The following is a 16,688-nucleotide window of genomic DNA, read 5'->3' on the forward strand; positions in this document are numbered from 1 at the left end:
CTAGCTCAGCCCGGATGACAGTAATGCCTTCCAAAGCTTATCTCCCACGTAATGCACATTCACTGCAACTTTTCCCCGCCTTGTCATCGACATGTTCTTGGAGGGATATATTGACCACCCTATAGCGATTGGTTTTAGGTTCTTTTCGTCGATAATTATGAGGAGAGAGTCTCCGCCGAATTCACCATCAATTTTTACCACGCCAGGGGCCATGATGTCTGCGCCGTTGCAGATGTGAGGAACAGCCCCCATGTCCACTATCACCCTAGGTAGTAGACTAAACACCTCCGTGAAACCCAATGTCGGGAAAATTTTTCCGTCCTCGGTCTCTGCGAGTAGTGGGCGACCCTCAAAGAAATATACCTTCCATCCTTCTAGCTCTGCCACCTCAACAACAACGCGCCTCTTCAGATGCTTTTCAGCGAGATAGTTCACTATGGGGGCAGGAATCTTCTCTGTTAAATTATTTATTTCCCTACCCTTAAGAAAGTAACGACGCAACTCAACCTAAACAAAAGTATGCAGTTATTATACCTTACGATATAACCCGTCACTTAAGCTTTTATTGGGGACCCACAGACTCGACTCCTTCAAATTTAGGAGACTCTGCCATCGATACCTTTAAATTGTATACATCGAAAATCAGTGGGGTGGATGGTGAAGATGCCGGAGGATATGGCTACCAAGATTTTGGAAGAGAGCCTCGGCAGAGTCGTCCTAGTGAAGTTGAAGGGTGGCAAGAGTATTCGAGGTAAGTTGCAAGGCTTCGACCAGCACATGAACCTAGTTCTCCAAGAGGCGGAGGATCTATTCCCAGACAAGTCACTCAAGTTAGGCACAATCATCGTCAGAGGAGATAACGTAGTGGTCATATCACCACCAAAAACATGAGGGCAAAGCGCAGGTAGAGATCTATGGCGATATCATCCGGTAAGTTCAACAAGCCTGTTCATGTGAGATGCAGGAGATGCGGCAGAAGAGCCTTCCATATCCGAAAGAGGAGATGCGCCGCCTGCGGCTTTGGGGAGACTAGGAAGATTAAAAGCCCCACACTAAAGAGATTATAAAAAAAACTCAACTTAAAGGACATGACATTTTCAGCTTTTATTGCGTCTGTTTGGAATATTACCAGAACACTATTGAAGCTAGCCGGCTAGGCTATTTCGGTTTAGAGAGTACAGCAGACGCCAGCATGACCAGTATCTGTTTCGACTTCCATGTAGCCATAATCTTAGGCAAACTTTCTCAACTCTAATCTCCCTGAGCGTTGATTATTATTTTACTAGACATTTCAATCACATTTTTCAAAGCCTTAAAACATCACCGGTTCTGAGGGAGATGTAATGCTCGCCAAAGGCGTTGTTGAGCTGTTGGACTGCTTTGGACCCAGTGCAGTGGCACGACCCGATCAGTTTCAGGTTGAACTTTAGGAGTTCATCTATTGTCTTTCGGATCCTCTCGTCGCTAGCCTTTATTAGGTGGAAACCTCCAATCACCGCGTATAAATTGTTCTCCCCTGCTGTTCTCTGTGCGTGTCTAATGGTGTTTATTATTCCTGAATGCCCACAGCCGGAAATAACAACAAGCCCCTTACCCTCGAGGTCAAATATCAAAGACTGCTCATCCAACATAGCATCCTCCTTGAAGATACCCTCATCAACAGTTCGAAAGTCCTCCGTCTTTTCAAAGTCGACGCTTCGCTCTATTTCTCCCGTTGTCATAACCCCTTTAGCCAACATGACTGAGTTACGGGCTAAAAGCGGCAGGCCTCCGGCTGATTCAACATCGTGAAGTTTGAATGGCGGGCCTATATGTTTTAGGTTTGGTTTGTATGTAAACTTCGGGTTGAGGATTTTTGGGTGAGCTACTACTAAAGTTTGGCTGTTTATTTGTTTCAGCACATCTAAGAGACCACCAACATGGTCATAGTGCCCGTGGCTGAGAACTATCGCTTCAATATTCTCTAGGTCCACACCCAATGCTTTAATATTGTGAAGCGTAACATCCGACGAAGGACCTGTATCCATCATTATCAATGTCTCTCGGCTCTCATCTATTTTCACTTCTATAAGAAAGCACAGTCCATGTTTAGCTAACAAGTAGGGCTTCTCTAAGCTGGCTGAATTTTCAACTACAACCGTTAATCTCATCTCTTTAACCATAAACCATCACCACGCGTCCCGAAGTTTCGCCCTGAAACTTCACAGAGACAAGTTTCCCAGAAACTATTAAGGTATCGATATCTAAAACTCTACCTAGTCAACCAGGCGGCGTTCTGCGCTTCAGTACCTTCGCTACTTCGGTATCGTAAACCATCTTCACCATTAGCTGTTAAAAAGGGCTTCAGAACGTTTCTCAAACTTTTGTAGACGTTTCTGGTTTCAAAACACTCCATAATTAATACGAGAACGGTGCAATAAGCCAGCCCACACATTATTATGGAGAGCTAAGAACGATTCTTGAAGACCGGCGCTGATAATTTTGCCCGTATCTTTCATCTTCAACCAAACTCTCCTGTTATGTATCTTTCTGTTAGCTCGTATCTTGGATTTTCAAAAATTTGCTTTGTTGTGCCGTATTCTATCAGCTCGCCAAGATAAAGAAATGCCGTGTAGCCTGAAACTCTTGCTGCCTGTTGCATGTTATGTGTTACAATTACGACCGTGTAGTTTTCAGCCAGTTTCCGTATTAGGACTTCTATTTTCGCTGTTGCTATCGGGTCAAGGGCTGAGCATGGCTCGTCCATCAACAAAACTTCAGGTTCTACAGCTAATGCACGAGCTATACAAAGCCTTTGCTGTTGCCCACCAGAAAGGCTGGCTCCAGACTTGTTTAAGCTGTCTTTAACCTCGTCCCAAAGATTGGCAAGTTCTAGGCTTCGCTTGACAACTGCGTCAATTTTTTTTCTTGTCTCGAATTCCATTCAGTTTTAGGCCTGCGGCCACGTTATCGTATATGGACATCATTGGGAAGGGGTTTGGTTTTTGAAAAACCATGCCTATTTTTCTCCTTATCATAACAGGATCAACATCGCCGTCGTAGATGTTAACACCGTTAAACAAAACTCTCCCAGCTACTCGGGCGTAAGGGGTTATTTCATGCATCCGATTGAGGCAGCGGATAAAAGTGGTTTTGCCACATCCAGAGGGTCCTATGATGGCTGTTACGGTGTTTTCCTGAATTTCCATGTTGACATTTTTTAATACATGTTTTGAATTGAACCACGCGTTCAAGTTTTCTATTTGAAACTTGGCTGCCATTAATATCTCTCCCTTGTGAAAACTCTAACCGCAACGTTTATTCCCAAAACAAGCAGTATAAGCACCAAAGCTGAACCCCATGCTAGGGCTTTCCAACCTTCAAAGGGCGTCATTACGAAGACGAAGACGTTTAAGGCTAGGTTAGTAGCTGGTTTGTTTAAGCCGGCGAACCACCACCGCCAATATCCCATTGTTACAAGTACGGGAGCCGATTCTCCGGCAATTCTCGCGACGGAAAGCAGAATCCCTGTTGCCACCGTTTTTTTGGCACTTTTGAATACTATAGAGACAACGGTTTTCCACCTCGGGACACCTAAAGCTATAGCTGCCTCGCGGAGGCTTAGAGGCACAAGTTTTAGTGCTTCTTCAGTTGTCCTAGTTACGATGGGGACCATGATTATTGCCAGCGCGAAGGCTGCCGCGATAACTGAAAACCCAATTGAACGAACAATTAACGCGTAGGCGAATACTCCAATTACTATGGATGGGACGCCACTTAGAACATCATTAAAGAACCTAACAATTACAGGCAGCTTGCGTTCGTCATACTCGCTGAGGAATATGCCTGACATCAGTCCTATGGGGACGCCTATAAGGGAGGCCAAATAGTTATCAAGCTACCTTGGATAGCGTTTGCGATGCCCCCTCCCTCTTCGCCAACTGTAGGTGTCGGTTTAACAAGGAAATCTAGGCTAACAACGGAAATGGCTTTTTGAGCTACCTCACAAAGTATGCTAAAAAGAGGGATTAACGCCGCCACGAGGGATAGATACACAAGGAAAAGAACGGCATTATTCTTGAGTATCCTGAACCTGTAATAATCCATTTTTCTCACTCTTTAGCTATCCCCCTAACCAGCCTAAGCGCCCGCCAAACAACCAGCCGAGAGAGAAGATTAATTGTCAAAGTTATTAACAACAGAACGAGTGCGACGTTCATCAACGCGCTTACATAAAGGTCATATGTGGCTTCCAAAAGTTCATTAGCAATTATGGCTGCCATAGTGTACCATGCATCAAAAAGCGAAGGCGGCCAGATGTGAAATCTGTTTCCAATGACCATTGTGACCGCCATAGTTTCCCCGACAGCTCGCCCAAGTCCCAACATAGCAGCGCCTACAACCCCCGAACGCGCGTAGCTGATCACTGTTTTGACTGTTTCCCATTTTGTGGCGCCAAGGGCTATCATCGCCTCTCGCGGGGAATTTGGCACAACTGAGAACAAGTCTCGCATAACAGATGAAACTGTTGGGATAATCATTATCGCTAGAACGATACCAGCCGTGAGAGAACCGCCGCCATAGATGGGCCCTGAAAATGCAGGGATAAACCCGCAAAATGTTTGCATACTTGAATAGACATTGTCACGTAAAAAGGGTATTAGGACGAATATCCCCCAAATCCCATAGATAACGCTTGGAACAGCAGCTAAAAGCTCCACTAGAAAAGAAAATGCAAACCCAAATCTTTTAGGCATGTATTCTGAAAGAGCCAACCCTGTTCCAAGACTTATGGGCACGCCTATAAGGAGAGCGATGGCTGAAGTGACAATGGTGCCCAGTATTAACGGTAAAGCCCCGAAAATCCGAGATATGGCGGGGTCCCATTTAGTTCCCAAGACAAAGCCTAACCCGAAAGTTTGAATAGAGAGCCATGACCCTTTAACTAGCTCATAGACCATAAAACAAAGAAGCAGAAGGATATTAGAAGCAAACAACATGCCTACAAGCTCAAAGACACCGTCGCCCCTGATTCGCCATTTAAAACGCAAAAGAGATTTCATGGTTGATCTCCGAAAAAAAGGATATTTTGCGAGGACTCATGTTTTTATCTCTAGTGTAACTGTTGCCCGTTGTAGGTTATCAACTGGATTGTTGCCTCATTATGCGTGACAACGCTTGATGGCAAAGGAACATAGTATAGGTCAGACGCATAGTTTTGCCCGTCATGTATCGCCCACCACAAAAAATCCACCAGCGCCCTAGCAGCTGTTACATTCATATTTGGCAGAACATTCAACTCCCTGTATACTAGGACATAAGAGAAGCTTGTTATCGGGTAGGCGCCCCTAGCTTGCGCATTGCCGGCTAAACTGTCAACTATTGAAACCGTAGCCCAGCTTTCGTCACCCATTGGCAGGGTAACTGCGGCATAATCCGCAGCCTTGGCAAACGACTCAATGCTTGGCTCTATAAATTCGCCGGCGGCGTTTTGCACGTAACCATATGCCAAATTATTCTTCTTGGCATAGGTGAATTCGACATACCCTATGGAATATGGAGTTTACTGGACAAGAGCTGCGACTCCATCGTTTCCTTTTCCTCCGAGGCCGACTGGCCAGTTTACCGAGGTCCCCCTTCCAACGGTTGCTGTCCATTCTGAGCTTAAGTTTGATAAGTAACTTGTCCAAATGAAAGTTGTTCCACTTCCGTCAGACCTATGCACAACTATTATTTGCTGGTCTGGAAGACTGATGCCTGGATTTATCGTAGCAAGTTCAGGGTCATTCCACGTTGTGATTTTTCCGAGATAAACGTCTGCCAAGATCTCACCTGTAAATCTCAGCCCTTCTGATATGCCTGGAATATTGTATATCGGAACGACTCCACCTATGGTTATCGGCATATGCAATGTATCAGGCGCTTTTCCAGCTTGAACTTCTGATAAGGGGGCATCGCTGGCTGCGAAATGCACAGTTTTTTCGATGTGTTGCTGTATCCCTCCACCGCTTCCGATCGCCTGATAGTTAACTTGAATGTTAGGCTTAATCTTGTGATATTCAGCGGCCCACTTGTCAATTAATGGGAACGGAAATGTTGCGCCAGCACCGTTTAACGTTATGGATTGTGTTGCTAAAAAGTATTGATTGGCAAAAATACCCACCGCAACTATTGCGACTATAACTAGTGGTATGGCAACTTTATAGACGGCCTTCATTTGGTTCATATTTCTTCTAAAGTTCAGAAAAATCTATATATCTTATCCTAATATTCTATATAGTAAAAAGCTTGTTATATAGAAGGTTTCTACATGATAGAACAACCACGCGAAGAAACGAGGAAAATTCAGTTCACCGGCAAATCAACATACATTGTTTCGCTGCCAAAAAAATGGGTAGCTTCGCTAGGACTAAAGGTTGGAGGCCAGATAATTATATCCCAACAAAATAATTCACTGATTTTAACTCCAAAAGGAATGGCGAAAACGTACCCTCAATTTGTTGAGGCTGATATAAAAATTCCAGACGAAAATGACCCTAGCACTATAGTGAGAGAAATAATATCACTGTACTTAGTGGGATACAGCCTCATTGTTATAAGGGCAAAAGACAAACGCCTAAGTACGTCGCAAAGAAACGCCATAAAGGAGTTGGCAAGAAATAAACTTGTAGGAACAGAGATCATATCAGAAACATCTAATGAGATTAAACTACAAGTATTGCTGAGCTACCCGGAGCTTTCGGTTGAAAATGCTTTAAGACGCATGTGCCTTATCACCACTTCAATGCACGACGATGCAATACAAGCATTAAAAAACCTAGACAAAAAACTTGCAAAAGAGGTTATACAATTAGATGATGAGGTTGATCGCTTCAGCCTCTACATAATACGACAATTGAAGATAGCAGTCCGTAACGAGAGATCCCTTAAAGACATCGGGCTTTCCAACCCGCAAGACTGCCTGGGATACAGGGTAGTCGTGAAGTTCGTTGAAAGAATAGCTGACCATGCAGCAAAAATCGCCGAACATGTTCAGGCATTAGAAGAGAAACCGAGTGAAGAGATATTCAAAAAAATCTATGAAATAAGCGTCTTCGCTAAAGCAATTTTCGAGGACGCCATAAAATCTCTATTCAAAAGGAACTATATGCTAGCTGACCAGGTAGTTTCAAAAGCCAAAAAAATAGCGCCCCTCGAAGACGAAGTATTAAAAGAAATTCAATTGAGAAATAAACAAACAAATATTCCAAGCATGAGAATGATAATGGAGAGCATACGAAGAACAGCAGAATACACAAGTGACATTGCAGAGATAGTCTTAAACCTAAGCGTAAACCAAATACTCATAATCTAATCCAAACTCATCACAGCCAGTCATGAACATTTGAAGATGAAGACGCTCGGATTTACTTGCCATCAGAAGTAATAAAAGTTCTTATCGTCTCAATCTCGAAACCATAGCTACCAAGATCGATGCGGATACAATAACTACAGCGCCTATTTCAGTTGTTAAGACAATGCTTTGGTTTACATTTTGCTTTACTGCGATACCAAGCAACGCCCAGATTATTACCAGTCCATAGGCTAAATCTTTTCTAGTGGCTATAACAAGTAGCGTGATTAACAAGGCTACCATTAGAATTTGAATAGCCCACGTTTCTTGGCTTATTCCGAAACCATCCCATTTAACGGAAACTAGCGCGACCGCGACATTTGCAATAGAGGCAATAGTTATCCACCCCAAGTAGACGCTGAAAGGTATATGAACAGCTAGTTTTTCACGTAAGGGAACTACTGACTTGCCGATATTGACGCGCAGGTAAATCGCAATCAGAGTTACGAGAAGCAGAAACATTATAATGACGGATAAACTGAGATGTTCATACTGCCAAAGGAAAAGCCAGGTAACGTTTAACAAGTTGCTTATGATAAAAAACCACCCAATTCTTTTGTGAAAATCTTTTCCTTGTTTATTGGGCAGTGCCTGAAATATTACAAAGATTCCCAGTAGGATGTAGATGATTCCCCAAATGGAGAATGTGTAACCTGCAGGAGTTATTAGAGTCGGATTTGCGTCAGAAATCTGAGCCGTGTTCTTGCCACCGAGAATTGTGGTATTGCCGGCTAAGCCGTTAACTGCAATAGTGAACGCAAAAGTCACGATGTTTAACCATCTAAGAGGGGCAGAATTAGTGGATGCCATTTGCGCACTCTTTGAGTTTTATCTCTTAAGGCGGGTATATAAAAGTTGAGGCACAGAATATTAGAGATAGTTCCAGTGCAGGCGACGATTAAAAAAATTAGGCCTGGTGGTTAATAAACTGTGAGAATGTGGATGGTTGATCCCAGAATTATATGCAAGCCGCACTTGTTGGGGAACATGTTGAAATTCATATGTTTATTGGAACTATCAATCGTAGGAATTCTGTCAAGCCTTAGATGTAGAGAAAGATATGAAGCACTTTTACTAGAGTGTAAAGAAGTCCAGAGAGGAATTTTCGCGACCAAAATCTTGGAATAAACGCCCGACATTGAATCAAGGAGATTTTAAGCCAATTTCTTGTACCACATTCTCAAGCTTAACTATAATCAAAGGCTTTTGTGGAGCGAGTGAAGACCAGCCTTCTTCCTTTTTGAATCCATGAGCGGCAAGAAAGTTTGCGGAGAGTTTCTGTTTACCTTCTTCAGCCATTCTCTCTATTACCATGGCTCGCTCATGAGGATCAGTTACTATTTTCAGTGATCCTCTTAGAACAATAAACTTGTATTCACTAAGATCTGGCTTATACTTCTCTATCTCAATACAAACACGTTTATCCTTCTCAAGCAACCTCATCTTTCTACCATAATTGGTAAAGTGAAAGTAGATAAACCCGTTCATTAAAACATACTGGAATGGAGCCATGTAAGGGTACTTGTCTCCTTTGAAAGCAATTCGACAAATTACTTGTTCTTTAATCAACTCTTCGATTTCACTTTTACTCATTTTCGGCAATTTGAAAATCGTCAAAACTCACACCTCATAGGCATACTCTGCACTAATGTTGCTGACTAAACTACTCGAATTTGATCACCTTAAAGATATTGTCTGATTAGTTAAATTCATGCTTTTACTGAACAGATACCCATCACGCGCAACAGGCAAAACCTATAAACCCCCACCAACTCTATAATGCCGTAAACCAATAAACCATACATGAGAAACAAAACCAAAATAGACAAATCGGAAGAGGGCCGGTAGATCAGCCTGGAATGATCGTCCGCTTGGCAAGCTAAGCCTAAAATGCGGAAAGGAACACCCGTAAGGCCCCGGGTTCAAATCCCGGCCGGTCCACCACTTTACTTGTAGTTGCTGTCTTTTCTCCGCCTTCTGACTGTTCCTACGTTAAGAGACAAAGCAGAAGTATGGCGAAGTTTGAGTAGCTGGGTGTTTTTATCTCTCTGATAAACTAGTGCCGAATGTTTCTTCTATCCAGTCTTTGATTTTATCTCTTACATGCCTAACTTTTTCCAGTGTTTCGGTTTCTTTACCTTTAAATTCGGCTGGATCTTCGAAATCTTTGTGAAGTGTTTTACCTCCGGGAAAGAATGGGCACACTTCTCTCGCATTGTCGCAGAGCGTCACTACGTAGTCGAAATTCTGTCCAATGAATTCTTCTATACTCTTTGAGCGGTGAGTTGAAATGTCAATTCCAATCTCAGCCATTACCTTAACGGTGTAAGGATTAACTTTAGTGGGCTCTATTCCAGCACTATATGCTTCATATCTATCTCCATAGAGTGCGTTCAAAAATCCTTCCGCCATCTGAGAACGGGCTGAATTGTGCGTGCAGACAAATAAGACCTTCGTCTTCATGAAAATCTTAGAACTTACATCTGTCAAATAAACCATTCTTTCAGTGTGCCTCTTCATTAGATGCGTTATTACGATGAGTTTGGTGAGGAAAGTTTGTGAGCTCCAACAGTTTTTGCTATGATTGCCTTCTTAGCTAGGCTGTCTGCTGTTTTTAAGGGCTCAGGCATCTTGCCCCCACGCAGGAGACTGCGCGTCAAGTCGACGGCGCTGTCGAGAGTGACCATGTTCCCTACGCTGATATAAATCCACCGTCCACCTCCAGTGGATAGAGCCACACCTACCCTTCGCCCTTTGTAGAGTATTGGTGCAAGATCTCCAGTTGGAGGTTCTACTTCCCCACACAGCAACCCATCAGTTACACCTATCGTAGGTTGTTTTAGGATTACGCCTATATGTGAAGCTAGGCCGCAACCGTATGGATGTGCCACGCCATGCCCGTTTACCATCAGAACGTCGGGCTTAGCCTTGAGCAGTCTGAGAACCCTAAAGATCGGTGGAGCTTCCCTGAAGGAAAGAAATGTTGGGACATATGGGAATGTGACTCTAGCCTCTAATGTTCTTGACTCTATTAGACTAAGGCTATCATAGTCTAGAATAACCGCAGCTGCGACTGCTAATTCCCCCCTATACGCCACATCCACTCCCCCAACGTTTCTCACCCTTTGGGGGAGGCAATTCTCCTCTATAACTCGGCGACCTAACTCCATTTGAGCTCTCCTGGCAGCCTCGACCCTGAAATTGTCGGGAAACCTCAATAGTTCTATGTCCCTCTATGTGACCCCGCCTTAGGTAGATAGATAGCGGTTTAAGGAAGTCTTACACGCCTATGGTGGTAGGTGCCCTCGTAAAATATAAAATCCAACCTGCAGAAATATTAGGTATCACAGTTCAGTGAGACCTCGCAGCAGTTCAGCTTTGGCATTTAATAAAGCAGTCAAAGTGGTATGTCAGATATCAGCAGAGCGTGCGTGGAGACCGCCTCCAAGAGGCATTGCCTCATTAACGGGGGCATTGTTCCCTAGGGTGGGGGTTCTTTTATGAGACCCCCCCTCGCAAGATGCTCAACGATGGACTGCGCCCGTTTTATGATATTCGAAGCGTTCTCGTATAGATCCTCTCTGTTCGGCTTTATCCTCGCCACACCTTGCTCTATAGCCTTCTGGGCTACAGCTACGGCTTCTCTTGGGTAGACCTCCCACTCGGCCATCGATGGAATTATGTAGTCTTCACTCAGCCCTTTCTCCTCAGCCAACCTTGCCAACTCGTCTGCCGCTGCGATGCACATCTCATCGGTAATTGATGCCGCCCTAACGTCCAAGACACCTCTGAAGATTCCTGGAAAACCTAGGGAGTTGTTTACTTGGTTGGGGAAGTCCGATCTGCCAGTTGCCACCACCCTTGCCCCTGCCTCCTTAGCCTCCCAAGGCCATATCTCAGGGACTGGGTTTGCGGCAGCGAACACGATGGGTTCACAAGCCATGTTTCTGACCCATTCAGGTTTTATCACGCCGGGACCTGGCCTCGACATGGCCACAGCGACATCGACACCTCTCATGGCCTCTTCTATGCCGCCCATTCTATTTTCTAAGTTGGTCCTAAGGCAGAGTTCCCACTTCTCAGGATGTTCACCCTTAAGCTCGACCCTTCCAGAGTGTAGTATACCTTTACTGTCGACTACGAACATGTTTCCAGGTTTAACCCCGGCAGCGATAAAGAGTCTAGCAGTGCAGATACTCGCTGCACCTGCCCCAATCATCGCTATCTGGATTTCGCCTATTCTTTTGCCGACGAGCTTTAAGGCGTTCTTTAAAGCTGCCAGCATCACGGTGGCGGTCCCCTGTTGATCATCATGCCAAACTGGGATCTCAGTCTCCTTCCTCAAACGGTTGAGGATATAGAAGCATTTAGGTTGCTCGATGTCTTCAAGGTTTATTCCACCAAATGATGGTTGAAGCCATTTTACTGCGGAGATGAGTTCCTCGGCGTTCTGTGTAGCTAGGCAGAGAGGGTAGGCGTCCACGCCACCGAGGTATTTGAAGAGGAGCGCCTTCCCCTCCATCACGGGAAGAGCTGCCTCAGGGCCTATGTTCCCTAAGCCAAGAACCCTCGTCCCGTCGCTTACAATGGCTACCGTATTCCAGCGGTTGGTAAGATCATAGACCAGCCCTCTATTCTCGGATATGGCCTTACAAGGTTCAGCTACTCCAGGGGTATACCATATGGCGAATTCTTCGTAACTCCTAACTGGCGTCTTGAGAGAGACCTCAATCTTCCCACGGTAGAAGACGTGATATTTTAGAGCTAACTTGCTCGGCTTACAGGACCTCTCCAAGAGCTCTTCCCTTGTAGATCGTTCGGACAACCTGACCACTCCACTCTCAGACTTCGTTTTCACCTGTAATAAGATAAAGGCTATGCTAGTTTAAAACTGAACATTCATCTAGAGGCTTGCGAATAGCTGGATAAGAGGGTTTTATACTCATCACGCAACATACATGGATTGTTAGCTATATTGTGAAGGTCATTAAGACGAGACACCGTGCAAGCGGCAAAGAGTACGGTATGCCAAGAATCTAAACGCATGTAGGTCTCCGTTGAGCCCAACAGATAAAATATGCATTAATTCGTCTTCAAAAGGTTAAAACTGCTGCGTTCGAAGCTGACGTTTAAGTATCATCGCCATATAGTACCATAATAAGGGGCTTCGAGTCGCTTTGAGATTTGGAGTACACGTCTCTATTGCTGGTTCGATAGATAAGGCAGTGGATAGAGCAGAAGAGAAAACATGTGAAACATTCCAGATATTTACTCGAAATCCACGCGGTTGGAAGTTCGAACCTCTAACCTTAGAGGAAGCAGTATCCTTCCGCAGGAAACTTGAGAACGCCAGAATAGGGCCTGTGATAGACCATATGCCCTACCTCCCAAACCTGGCCTCGCCTAACGATGATGTTTACGAGTTATCTAAGAGGACTTTGGTGGCGGAGTTGGAGCGGTCAGGGCAGTTAGGAATACCCTACCTTGTAACTCACTTGGGCAGTCATCAAGGTAGCGGTGTGGAGCAGGGGAGGGATAGGATTGTTAAGGCGGTGAATTTGGCTCTCTCAAGGGTTGATAATGAAGTGATAATCCTCCTCGAGAATACTGCTGGAACAAAGAATAGCATGGGCTCCACCTTCGAGGAGATGAAACATATACTCAACCGCATAGACCAACCAGACCGTGTTGGAGTCTGTTTAGACACATGCCACGCCTTCGCCGCCGGCTATGAGCTGAGGGATGAGGAAGGTGTAGATATAACTCTCAAAGAGCTTGACAGAGTAATCGGCTTGGAGAAGCTCAAGGTTGTTCACGCCAATGACTCAAAGGGTGATCTAGGCTCACATATAGATAGACACGAACACATCGGACTAGGATGCATAGGTGAGGGCGGCTTCAAGGCTCTACTAAGACGCAAGGAGCTACAGCTGCTGCCGTTCATACTTGAAACTCCTGTCGACCGTCGACGCGACGATATCGGCAACCTAAAGAAGATAAGGGAGTTAGCTGAAGACCGCAAACCAATCAAACCTAGGCCGAAGTTAAAGCTGACCTAAGGGGCATAGGGGTCTAAGAGCTACTTAAAAGTTCGAGAAGAGAAATTAATGTAGGAGGTGTTGAAAGGTTTTGCCTAAACATGGAAGGGTGATAGCAGATTTGAGCATAATCCCGGTAGGTGTGGGAACAAGTATAGGGAAATATCTTGGTGCAGCTATCGCCGCCATTGACAAGTTGGGGAATGTACGCTACCAGATTACACCCATGAGCACAATTTTGGAGGCTGAAAGCATAGATGACATATTCAGGGCGGCCAAGTGCGCTCATGAGGCTGTTATAGGTTTGGGGGCGCAACGTGTTGAATGTGAACTGCGAATAGATGATAGACGCGATAAACTTAGGACACTCGAGGAAAAAGTGGAGGCTGTCAGAGAATACGCAGCAAGGGCGAAGGCAAGTTAGTAGAAAAAGTTGGCATATCTACAGGGGCTACACTTTAATCTGGCACAAAGACCCCCCAACTAACCCCACAAATACGAACCTACCACAAGCTGGAGTAAAACGGGGATGAGTCTTTTTAGACTATTGGAAATCTGTGAGGTGAAGGTCTATTTTGCAGCGTACTCTGCAGAAGCCTTAGAAAATCTTAATTCAACCGGCGAGTTATTCCACGTGCACCCTAAAGAGATCCATATCTACACCCAGCGACTGCAGGAACTCTCTAGCTGCCCTCCTTATATCCTTGGACTGCGTAATGTAACGACCAACAATAATTATATCAGCCCCAGATTGAAGGGCTAATGGTACAGTCTGCGGTTCTATGCCGCCCGCCACAGCAAATAGTATCTTTTTATCTTTGAAGAACTCCTTGATCTCCTTTATATACTCCCAACGGGTTTTGCCTCCACGCTCCTCGTCTATGCCACGGTGGAGAATAACTACGCCAGGCGGCTCCTGTAAAGATTTCAACACCGCAAGTGGATCCGCTACACCCATCATATCCACCATCGAGTAGATCCCAAACCTTTCAGCCTCGTAAATGAACTTGTCGAGGGTCTCTTTGGGCGCTAGGCCAGAGGCTACAACTGCATCGGCTGTCTCCTCATAAGCCATGTCAACCTCCACCTGCCCTACATCCAATGTCTTCAAGTCCGCCACTATGAACACATCCTTAGCAAACTCGCGCAGATCACGGATGACCTTCACACCATACTTCTTGATGAGAGGGGTTCCAGCCTCCAAAATTATTCGGTCACTCTGGGGCAATTCGCTGATGACACGCTTCACTACCTCAATGTCAGGAATGTCAAGGGCGACCTGCATATAGGGGGGCATCCAGAGCCTTGGCACCCTGAAGCCCATGATCGGGTGTTTAGCTCTATCCTTATCGTATAAAATCTTGTCGAGGGGGGGATAGCTACTTAGCGCCCTTTTAATAGCAAGCTTTGTAGCGCCGTAATTGTAATGATAGATACTACGGTAATCTTTGGCCTCCGGGTGGACGAATACACTTGCGACGATCACCCACTCATCGATCTTATCCCGAGGGATAACTCCCTCCTCCACCGAGTCAGCAACAGCCTTGGCCACAGCAGCCTGAGCCGGCCCAAAATATTTGCCTATCTGCTCAAAATCTTTGATGGTAACTTTAGGAACGATCAAAGTGAAAGGCTTCGGAGGGAGATTCGGCCTTATAACGGCTAACAATGGCGTATGTCCAGCTGACAGGTGTGAGAGACCATTCGCAAACGCTTGGCCTACAGGACCAGCCTTATCTCCGATGACCAGATCAACATGTGCGAGATCGGGCTCCTGCCCCACTAAAGCCTCGCCTATAAGGTATACATGCTGGCCGCCTGCCAAAATTTTACCCATCTTTTTGGCTTCCTCTAGGCGCTCAGGGAATTTTTCTGCGGCAAACTTAAGCCGCCTTTCAATTGTATCCCTTGAGACATTATATTTTTGCGCCATTTCTGCTATGTTTAAACCGCATTTGATGCCTTCTAAAACTTCTTCAACTCCTATTTTCTTATATTTTTCCGCAGACATTAGCTTGACACCAGTCGGTTGCTACATTTTGTGCCGCAAAATATATTTAAAGCTTTGCTAGGTGTTGAATAATGCGGCATGTAATAGGATACAGATGGCGGATTTTTATGCACCGGGACCCATTGTCGATAGCGGCCGATTAAGCCTGAGCTTTGTGGGGCTTTTGTTTAACGTAACTCTCAAATCGTGAAGGGCCGAACTGTAAATAAAGGGCATAAGTGATCGAGTTTTACAATTTTTTGGGAAAATCGTAATCGGCAGTAAACGCTACTCTAGAGATTTGGTGCCACTATGGAGCCGTATCTTGGAAGGGTGACGGCGGAGAGTTGGACACTAGCTCAGCATCGAAGATCTAAAGGTTGTTATTTAGTATAGACCTGAGATTCTCATTGTTGGGACAGGCTACTCAAGTTGCATGGATATCCCTGAAGAGACTGCAGTTTCTGAATGATCAGGGGATAGGGTTCTCAAAGTGAAGGCGGCAGCCGCGTTGCACCTGACATGTTGAAAATATACAGGTGTTAAAGGCCAACCTAGAAGCACATACTGAATAGCCAAACCTAGTAAGAGCTAAACGCAACCTGAGGTAGGTTACAATGTGCTAGGTGGGCCACAGCATTGAATATCATAGATGAGCAGAGGACTTCTAACCACCTCGCCTACAGTGTTATTCTCCCATGATTTGTAATACTAGCTCCCGAGATCGACTATGTATATCCAATTCTACGAAGACTAGCTGCTGCCAAGTTCCCAAGGTTAGCTTGCGATTCACGATCGGTACAGTCAAGCTTGGCCCTAGGAGTGAGGCTCTCACGTGAGAGTGTCCATTACCATCGTGCCACCGTCTTTCATGCTCGTAGAGGATCCCCCTAGGAGCTACCCTCTCTAGCATCGCTGGGAAATCTTTTAGGAGACCTGGTTCATATTCAATGGTGGTTACGGCTCCAGTGGACCCGGCTACGAAGACTGTTACAATACCGTCCTTAAGACCAGCCTCCTCTACAGCCCCTTCTACGAGGGGGGTTATATCTACCATTTCCAACTCTCCACGGGTATGGAGCTTGAGGTACTTCGTAACAACCTTCACGTAACACACCGGATAATCTTATTGCTAATGATAGTTTTAGATCTTGCTAGCAAACAAAACTAAAATTTATCTGGTCAAGACCAAGTCACATTTTAGCGGCGTCGTCTTTGCCGGATGATTCCGGCGAAACAAGGGATTATTGGCGGTATAAGTAGTGTGCCTTACCGTGTTACGAGCGCA

General features: G+C 45.2%; 17 protein-coding genes, 1 tRNA gene and 2 pseudogenes. 7 read left to right on the top strand and 13 right to left on the bottom strand.

What is annotated here, in order from left to right; all coding sequences use genetic code 11:
• Positions 1-501 carry a DUF1947 domain-containing protein gene (locus tag QXJ75_03195; GenBank protein MEM3737084.1) on the bottom strand — a complete coding sequence of 167 codons (501 nt, stop codon included), beginning with the start codon at positions 499-501 and terminating at the stop codon, positions 1-3.
• 162 nt (positions 502-663) lie between these two features.
• On the opposite strand from QXJ75_03195, the gene QXJ75_03200 reads away from it, so the two are divergent.
• From QXJ75_03200 to QXJ75_03210, 3 genes are read left to right on the top strand one after another with little or no spacing between them, the layout of a single operon-like run.
• On the top strand, positions 664-891 hold the full coding sequence (locus QXJ75_03200; GenBank protein MEM3737085.1) for an LSm family protein: 228 nt from the start codon (positions 664-666) through the stop codon (positions 889-891).
• Positions 892-914: 23 nt separating this feature from the next.
• Positions 915-1,067 carry a hypothetical protein gene (locus QXJ75_03205; protein MEM3737086.1) on the top strand — a complete coding sequence of 51 codons (153 nt, stop codon included), beginning with the start codon at positions 915-917 and terminating at the stop codon, positions 1,065-1,067.
• Between the two features lie 50 nt (positions 1,068-1,117).
• On the top strand, positions 1,118-1,255 hold the full coding sequence (locus QXJ75_03210) for a hypothetical protein (GenBank protein MEM3737087.1): 138 nt from the start codon (positions 1,118-1,120) through the stop codon (positions 1,253-1,255).
• A gap of 49 nt (positions 1,256-1,304) precedes the next feature.
• On the opposite strand, the gene QXJ75_03215 is transcribed toward QXJ75_03210, so the two are convergent.
• The 5 genes and pseudogenes from QXJ75_03215 to pstS form a co-directional block, all read right to left on the bottom strand.
• Complete coding sequence (locus QXJ75_03215; GenBank protein ID MEM3737088.1) at positions 1,305-2,162, bottom strand: MBL fold metallo-hydrolase; 858 nt, start codon at positions 2,160-2,162, stop codon at positions 1,305-1,307.
• A gap of 338 nt (positions 2,163-2,500) precedes the next feature.
• Positions 2,501-3,260: pseudogene (pstB, locus tag QXJ75_03220) on the bottom strand (phosphate ABC transporter ATP-binding protein PstB).
• Positions 3,260-3,865 carry a phosphate ABC transporter permease PstA gene (pstA, locus tag QXJ75_03225; GenBank protein ID MEM3737089.1) on the bottom strand — a complete coding sequence of 202 codons (606 nt, stop codon included), beginning with the start codon at positions 3,863-3,865 and terminating at the stop codon, positions 3,260-3,262. Before pstA ends, pstB begins: the two are co-directional and overlap by 1 nt.
• Before the next feature lie 226 nt (positions 3,866-4,091).
• Complete coding sequence (pstC, locus tag QXJ75_03230; protein MEM3737090.1) at positions 4,092-5,042, bottom strand: phosphate ABC transporter permease subunit PstC; 951 nt, start codon at positions 5,040-5,042, stop codon at positions 4,092-4,094.
• 50 nt (positions 5,043-5,092) lie between these two features.
• A pseudogene (gene pstS / locus QXJ75_03235) lies at positions 5,093-6,205 on the bottom strand (phosphate ABC transporter substrate-binding protein PstS).
• A gap of 84 nt (positions 6,206-6,289) precedes the next feature.
• Between pstS and QXJ75_03240 the strand changes: the two are divergent.
• Positions 6,290-7,333: a phosphate uptake regulator PhoU gene (locus QXJ75_03240; GenBank protein ID MEM3737091.1), complete on the top strand. Its 1,044-nt coding sequence runs from the start codon at positions 6,290-6,292 to the stop codon at positions 7,331-7,333.
• Between the two features lie 81 nt (positions 7,334-7,414).
• On the opposite strand, the gene QXJ75_03245 is transcribed toward QXJ75_03240, so the two are convergent.
• On the bottom strand, positions 7,415-8,140 hold the full coding sequence (locus QXJ75_03245) for a tryptophan-rich sensory protein (protein ID MEM3737092.1): 726 nt from the start codon (positions 8,138-8,140) through the stop codon (positions 7,415-7,417).
• Positions 8,141-8,515: 375 nt separating this feature from the next.
• Positions 8,516-8,989, bottom strand: a complete 474-nt coding sequence (locus tag QXJ75_03250; protein ID MEM3737093.1) for a pyridoxamine 5'-phosphate oxidase family protein — start codon at positions 8,987-8,989, stop codon at positions 8,516-8,518.
• A gap of 221 nt (positions 8,990-9,210) precedes the next feature.
• Here QXJ75_03250 and QXJ75_03255 point away from each other — a divergent pair.
• Positions 9,211-9,316: transfer RNA gene (locus QXJ75_03255), tRNA-Ala, on the top strand.
• Between the two features lie 96 nt (positions 9,317-9,412).
• On the opposite strand, the gene QXJ75_03260 is transcribed toward QXJ75_03255, so the two are convergent.
• The 3 genes from QXJ75_03260 to QXJ75_03270 form a co-directional block, all read right to left on the bottom strand.
• Positions 9,413-9,835, bottom strand: coding sequence for an arsenate reductase ArsC (locus QXJ75_03260; GenBank protein MEM3737094.1), 423 nt, complete (start codon positions 9,833-9,835; stop codon positions 9,413-9,415).
• Positions 9,836-9,903: 68 nt separating this feature from the next.
• A complete protein-coding gene (locus tag QXJ75_03265; GenBank protein MEM3737095.1) occupies positions 9,904-10,590 on the bottom strand; it encodes an endonuclease V in 687 nt (228 codons plus the stop codon).
• Between the two features lie 263 nt (positions 10,591-10,853).
• Positions 10,854-12,197: an NADP-dependent malic enzyme gene (locus QXJ75_03270; GenBank protein MEM3737096.1), complete on the bottom strand. Its 1,344-nt coding sequence runs from the start codon at positions 12,195-12,197 to the stop codon at positions 10,854-10,856.
• A 352-nt stretch (positions 12,198-12,549) separates the two neighbouring features.
• Here QXJ75_03270 and QXJ75_03275 point away from each other — a divergent pair, with 352 nt between their 5' ends.
• Positions 12,550-13,431 carry a deoxyribonuclease IV gene (locus QXJ75_03275; protein MEM3737097.1) on the top strand — a complete coding sequence of 294 codons (882 nt, stop codon included), beginning with the start codon at positions 12,550-12,552 and terminating at the stop codon, positions 13,429-13,431.
• Between the two features lie 70 nt (positions 13,432-13,501).
• On the top strand, positions 13,502-13,834 hold the full coding sequence (locus tag QXJ75_03280; protein ID MEM3737098.1) for an MTH1187 family thiamine-binding protein: 333 nt from the start codon (positions 13,502-13,504) through the stop codon (positions 13,832-13,834).
• Between the two features lie 201 nt (positions 13,835-14,035).
• On the opposite strand, the gene QXJ75_03285 is transcribed toward QXJ75_03280, so the two are convergent.
• Positions 14,036-15,247, bottom strand: a complete 1,212-nt coding sequence (locus QXJ75_03285) for a bifunctional 5,6,7,8-tetrahydromethanopterin hydro-lyase/3-hexulose-6-phosphate synthase (GenBank protein MEM3737099.1) — start codon at positions 15,245-15,247, stop codon at positions 14,036-14,038.
• An 841-nt stretch (positions 15,248-16,088) separates the two neighbouring features.
• Positions 16,089-16,508 (bottom strand): secondary thiamine-phosphate synthase enzyme YjbQ, encoded by a 420-nt coding sequence (locus QXJ75_03290; protein ID MEM3737100.1) that lies wholly within the window; start codon positions 16,506-16,508, stop codon positions 16,089-16,091.
• Between the last annotated feature and the right edge of the window lie 180 nt (positions 16,509-16,688).

Source organism: Candidatus Bathyarchaeia archaeon, from assembly GCA_038883335.1.
Classification (GTDB): Archaea; Thermoproteota; Bathyarchaeia; order Hecatellales; family Hecatellaceae; genus JAVZMI01.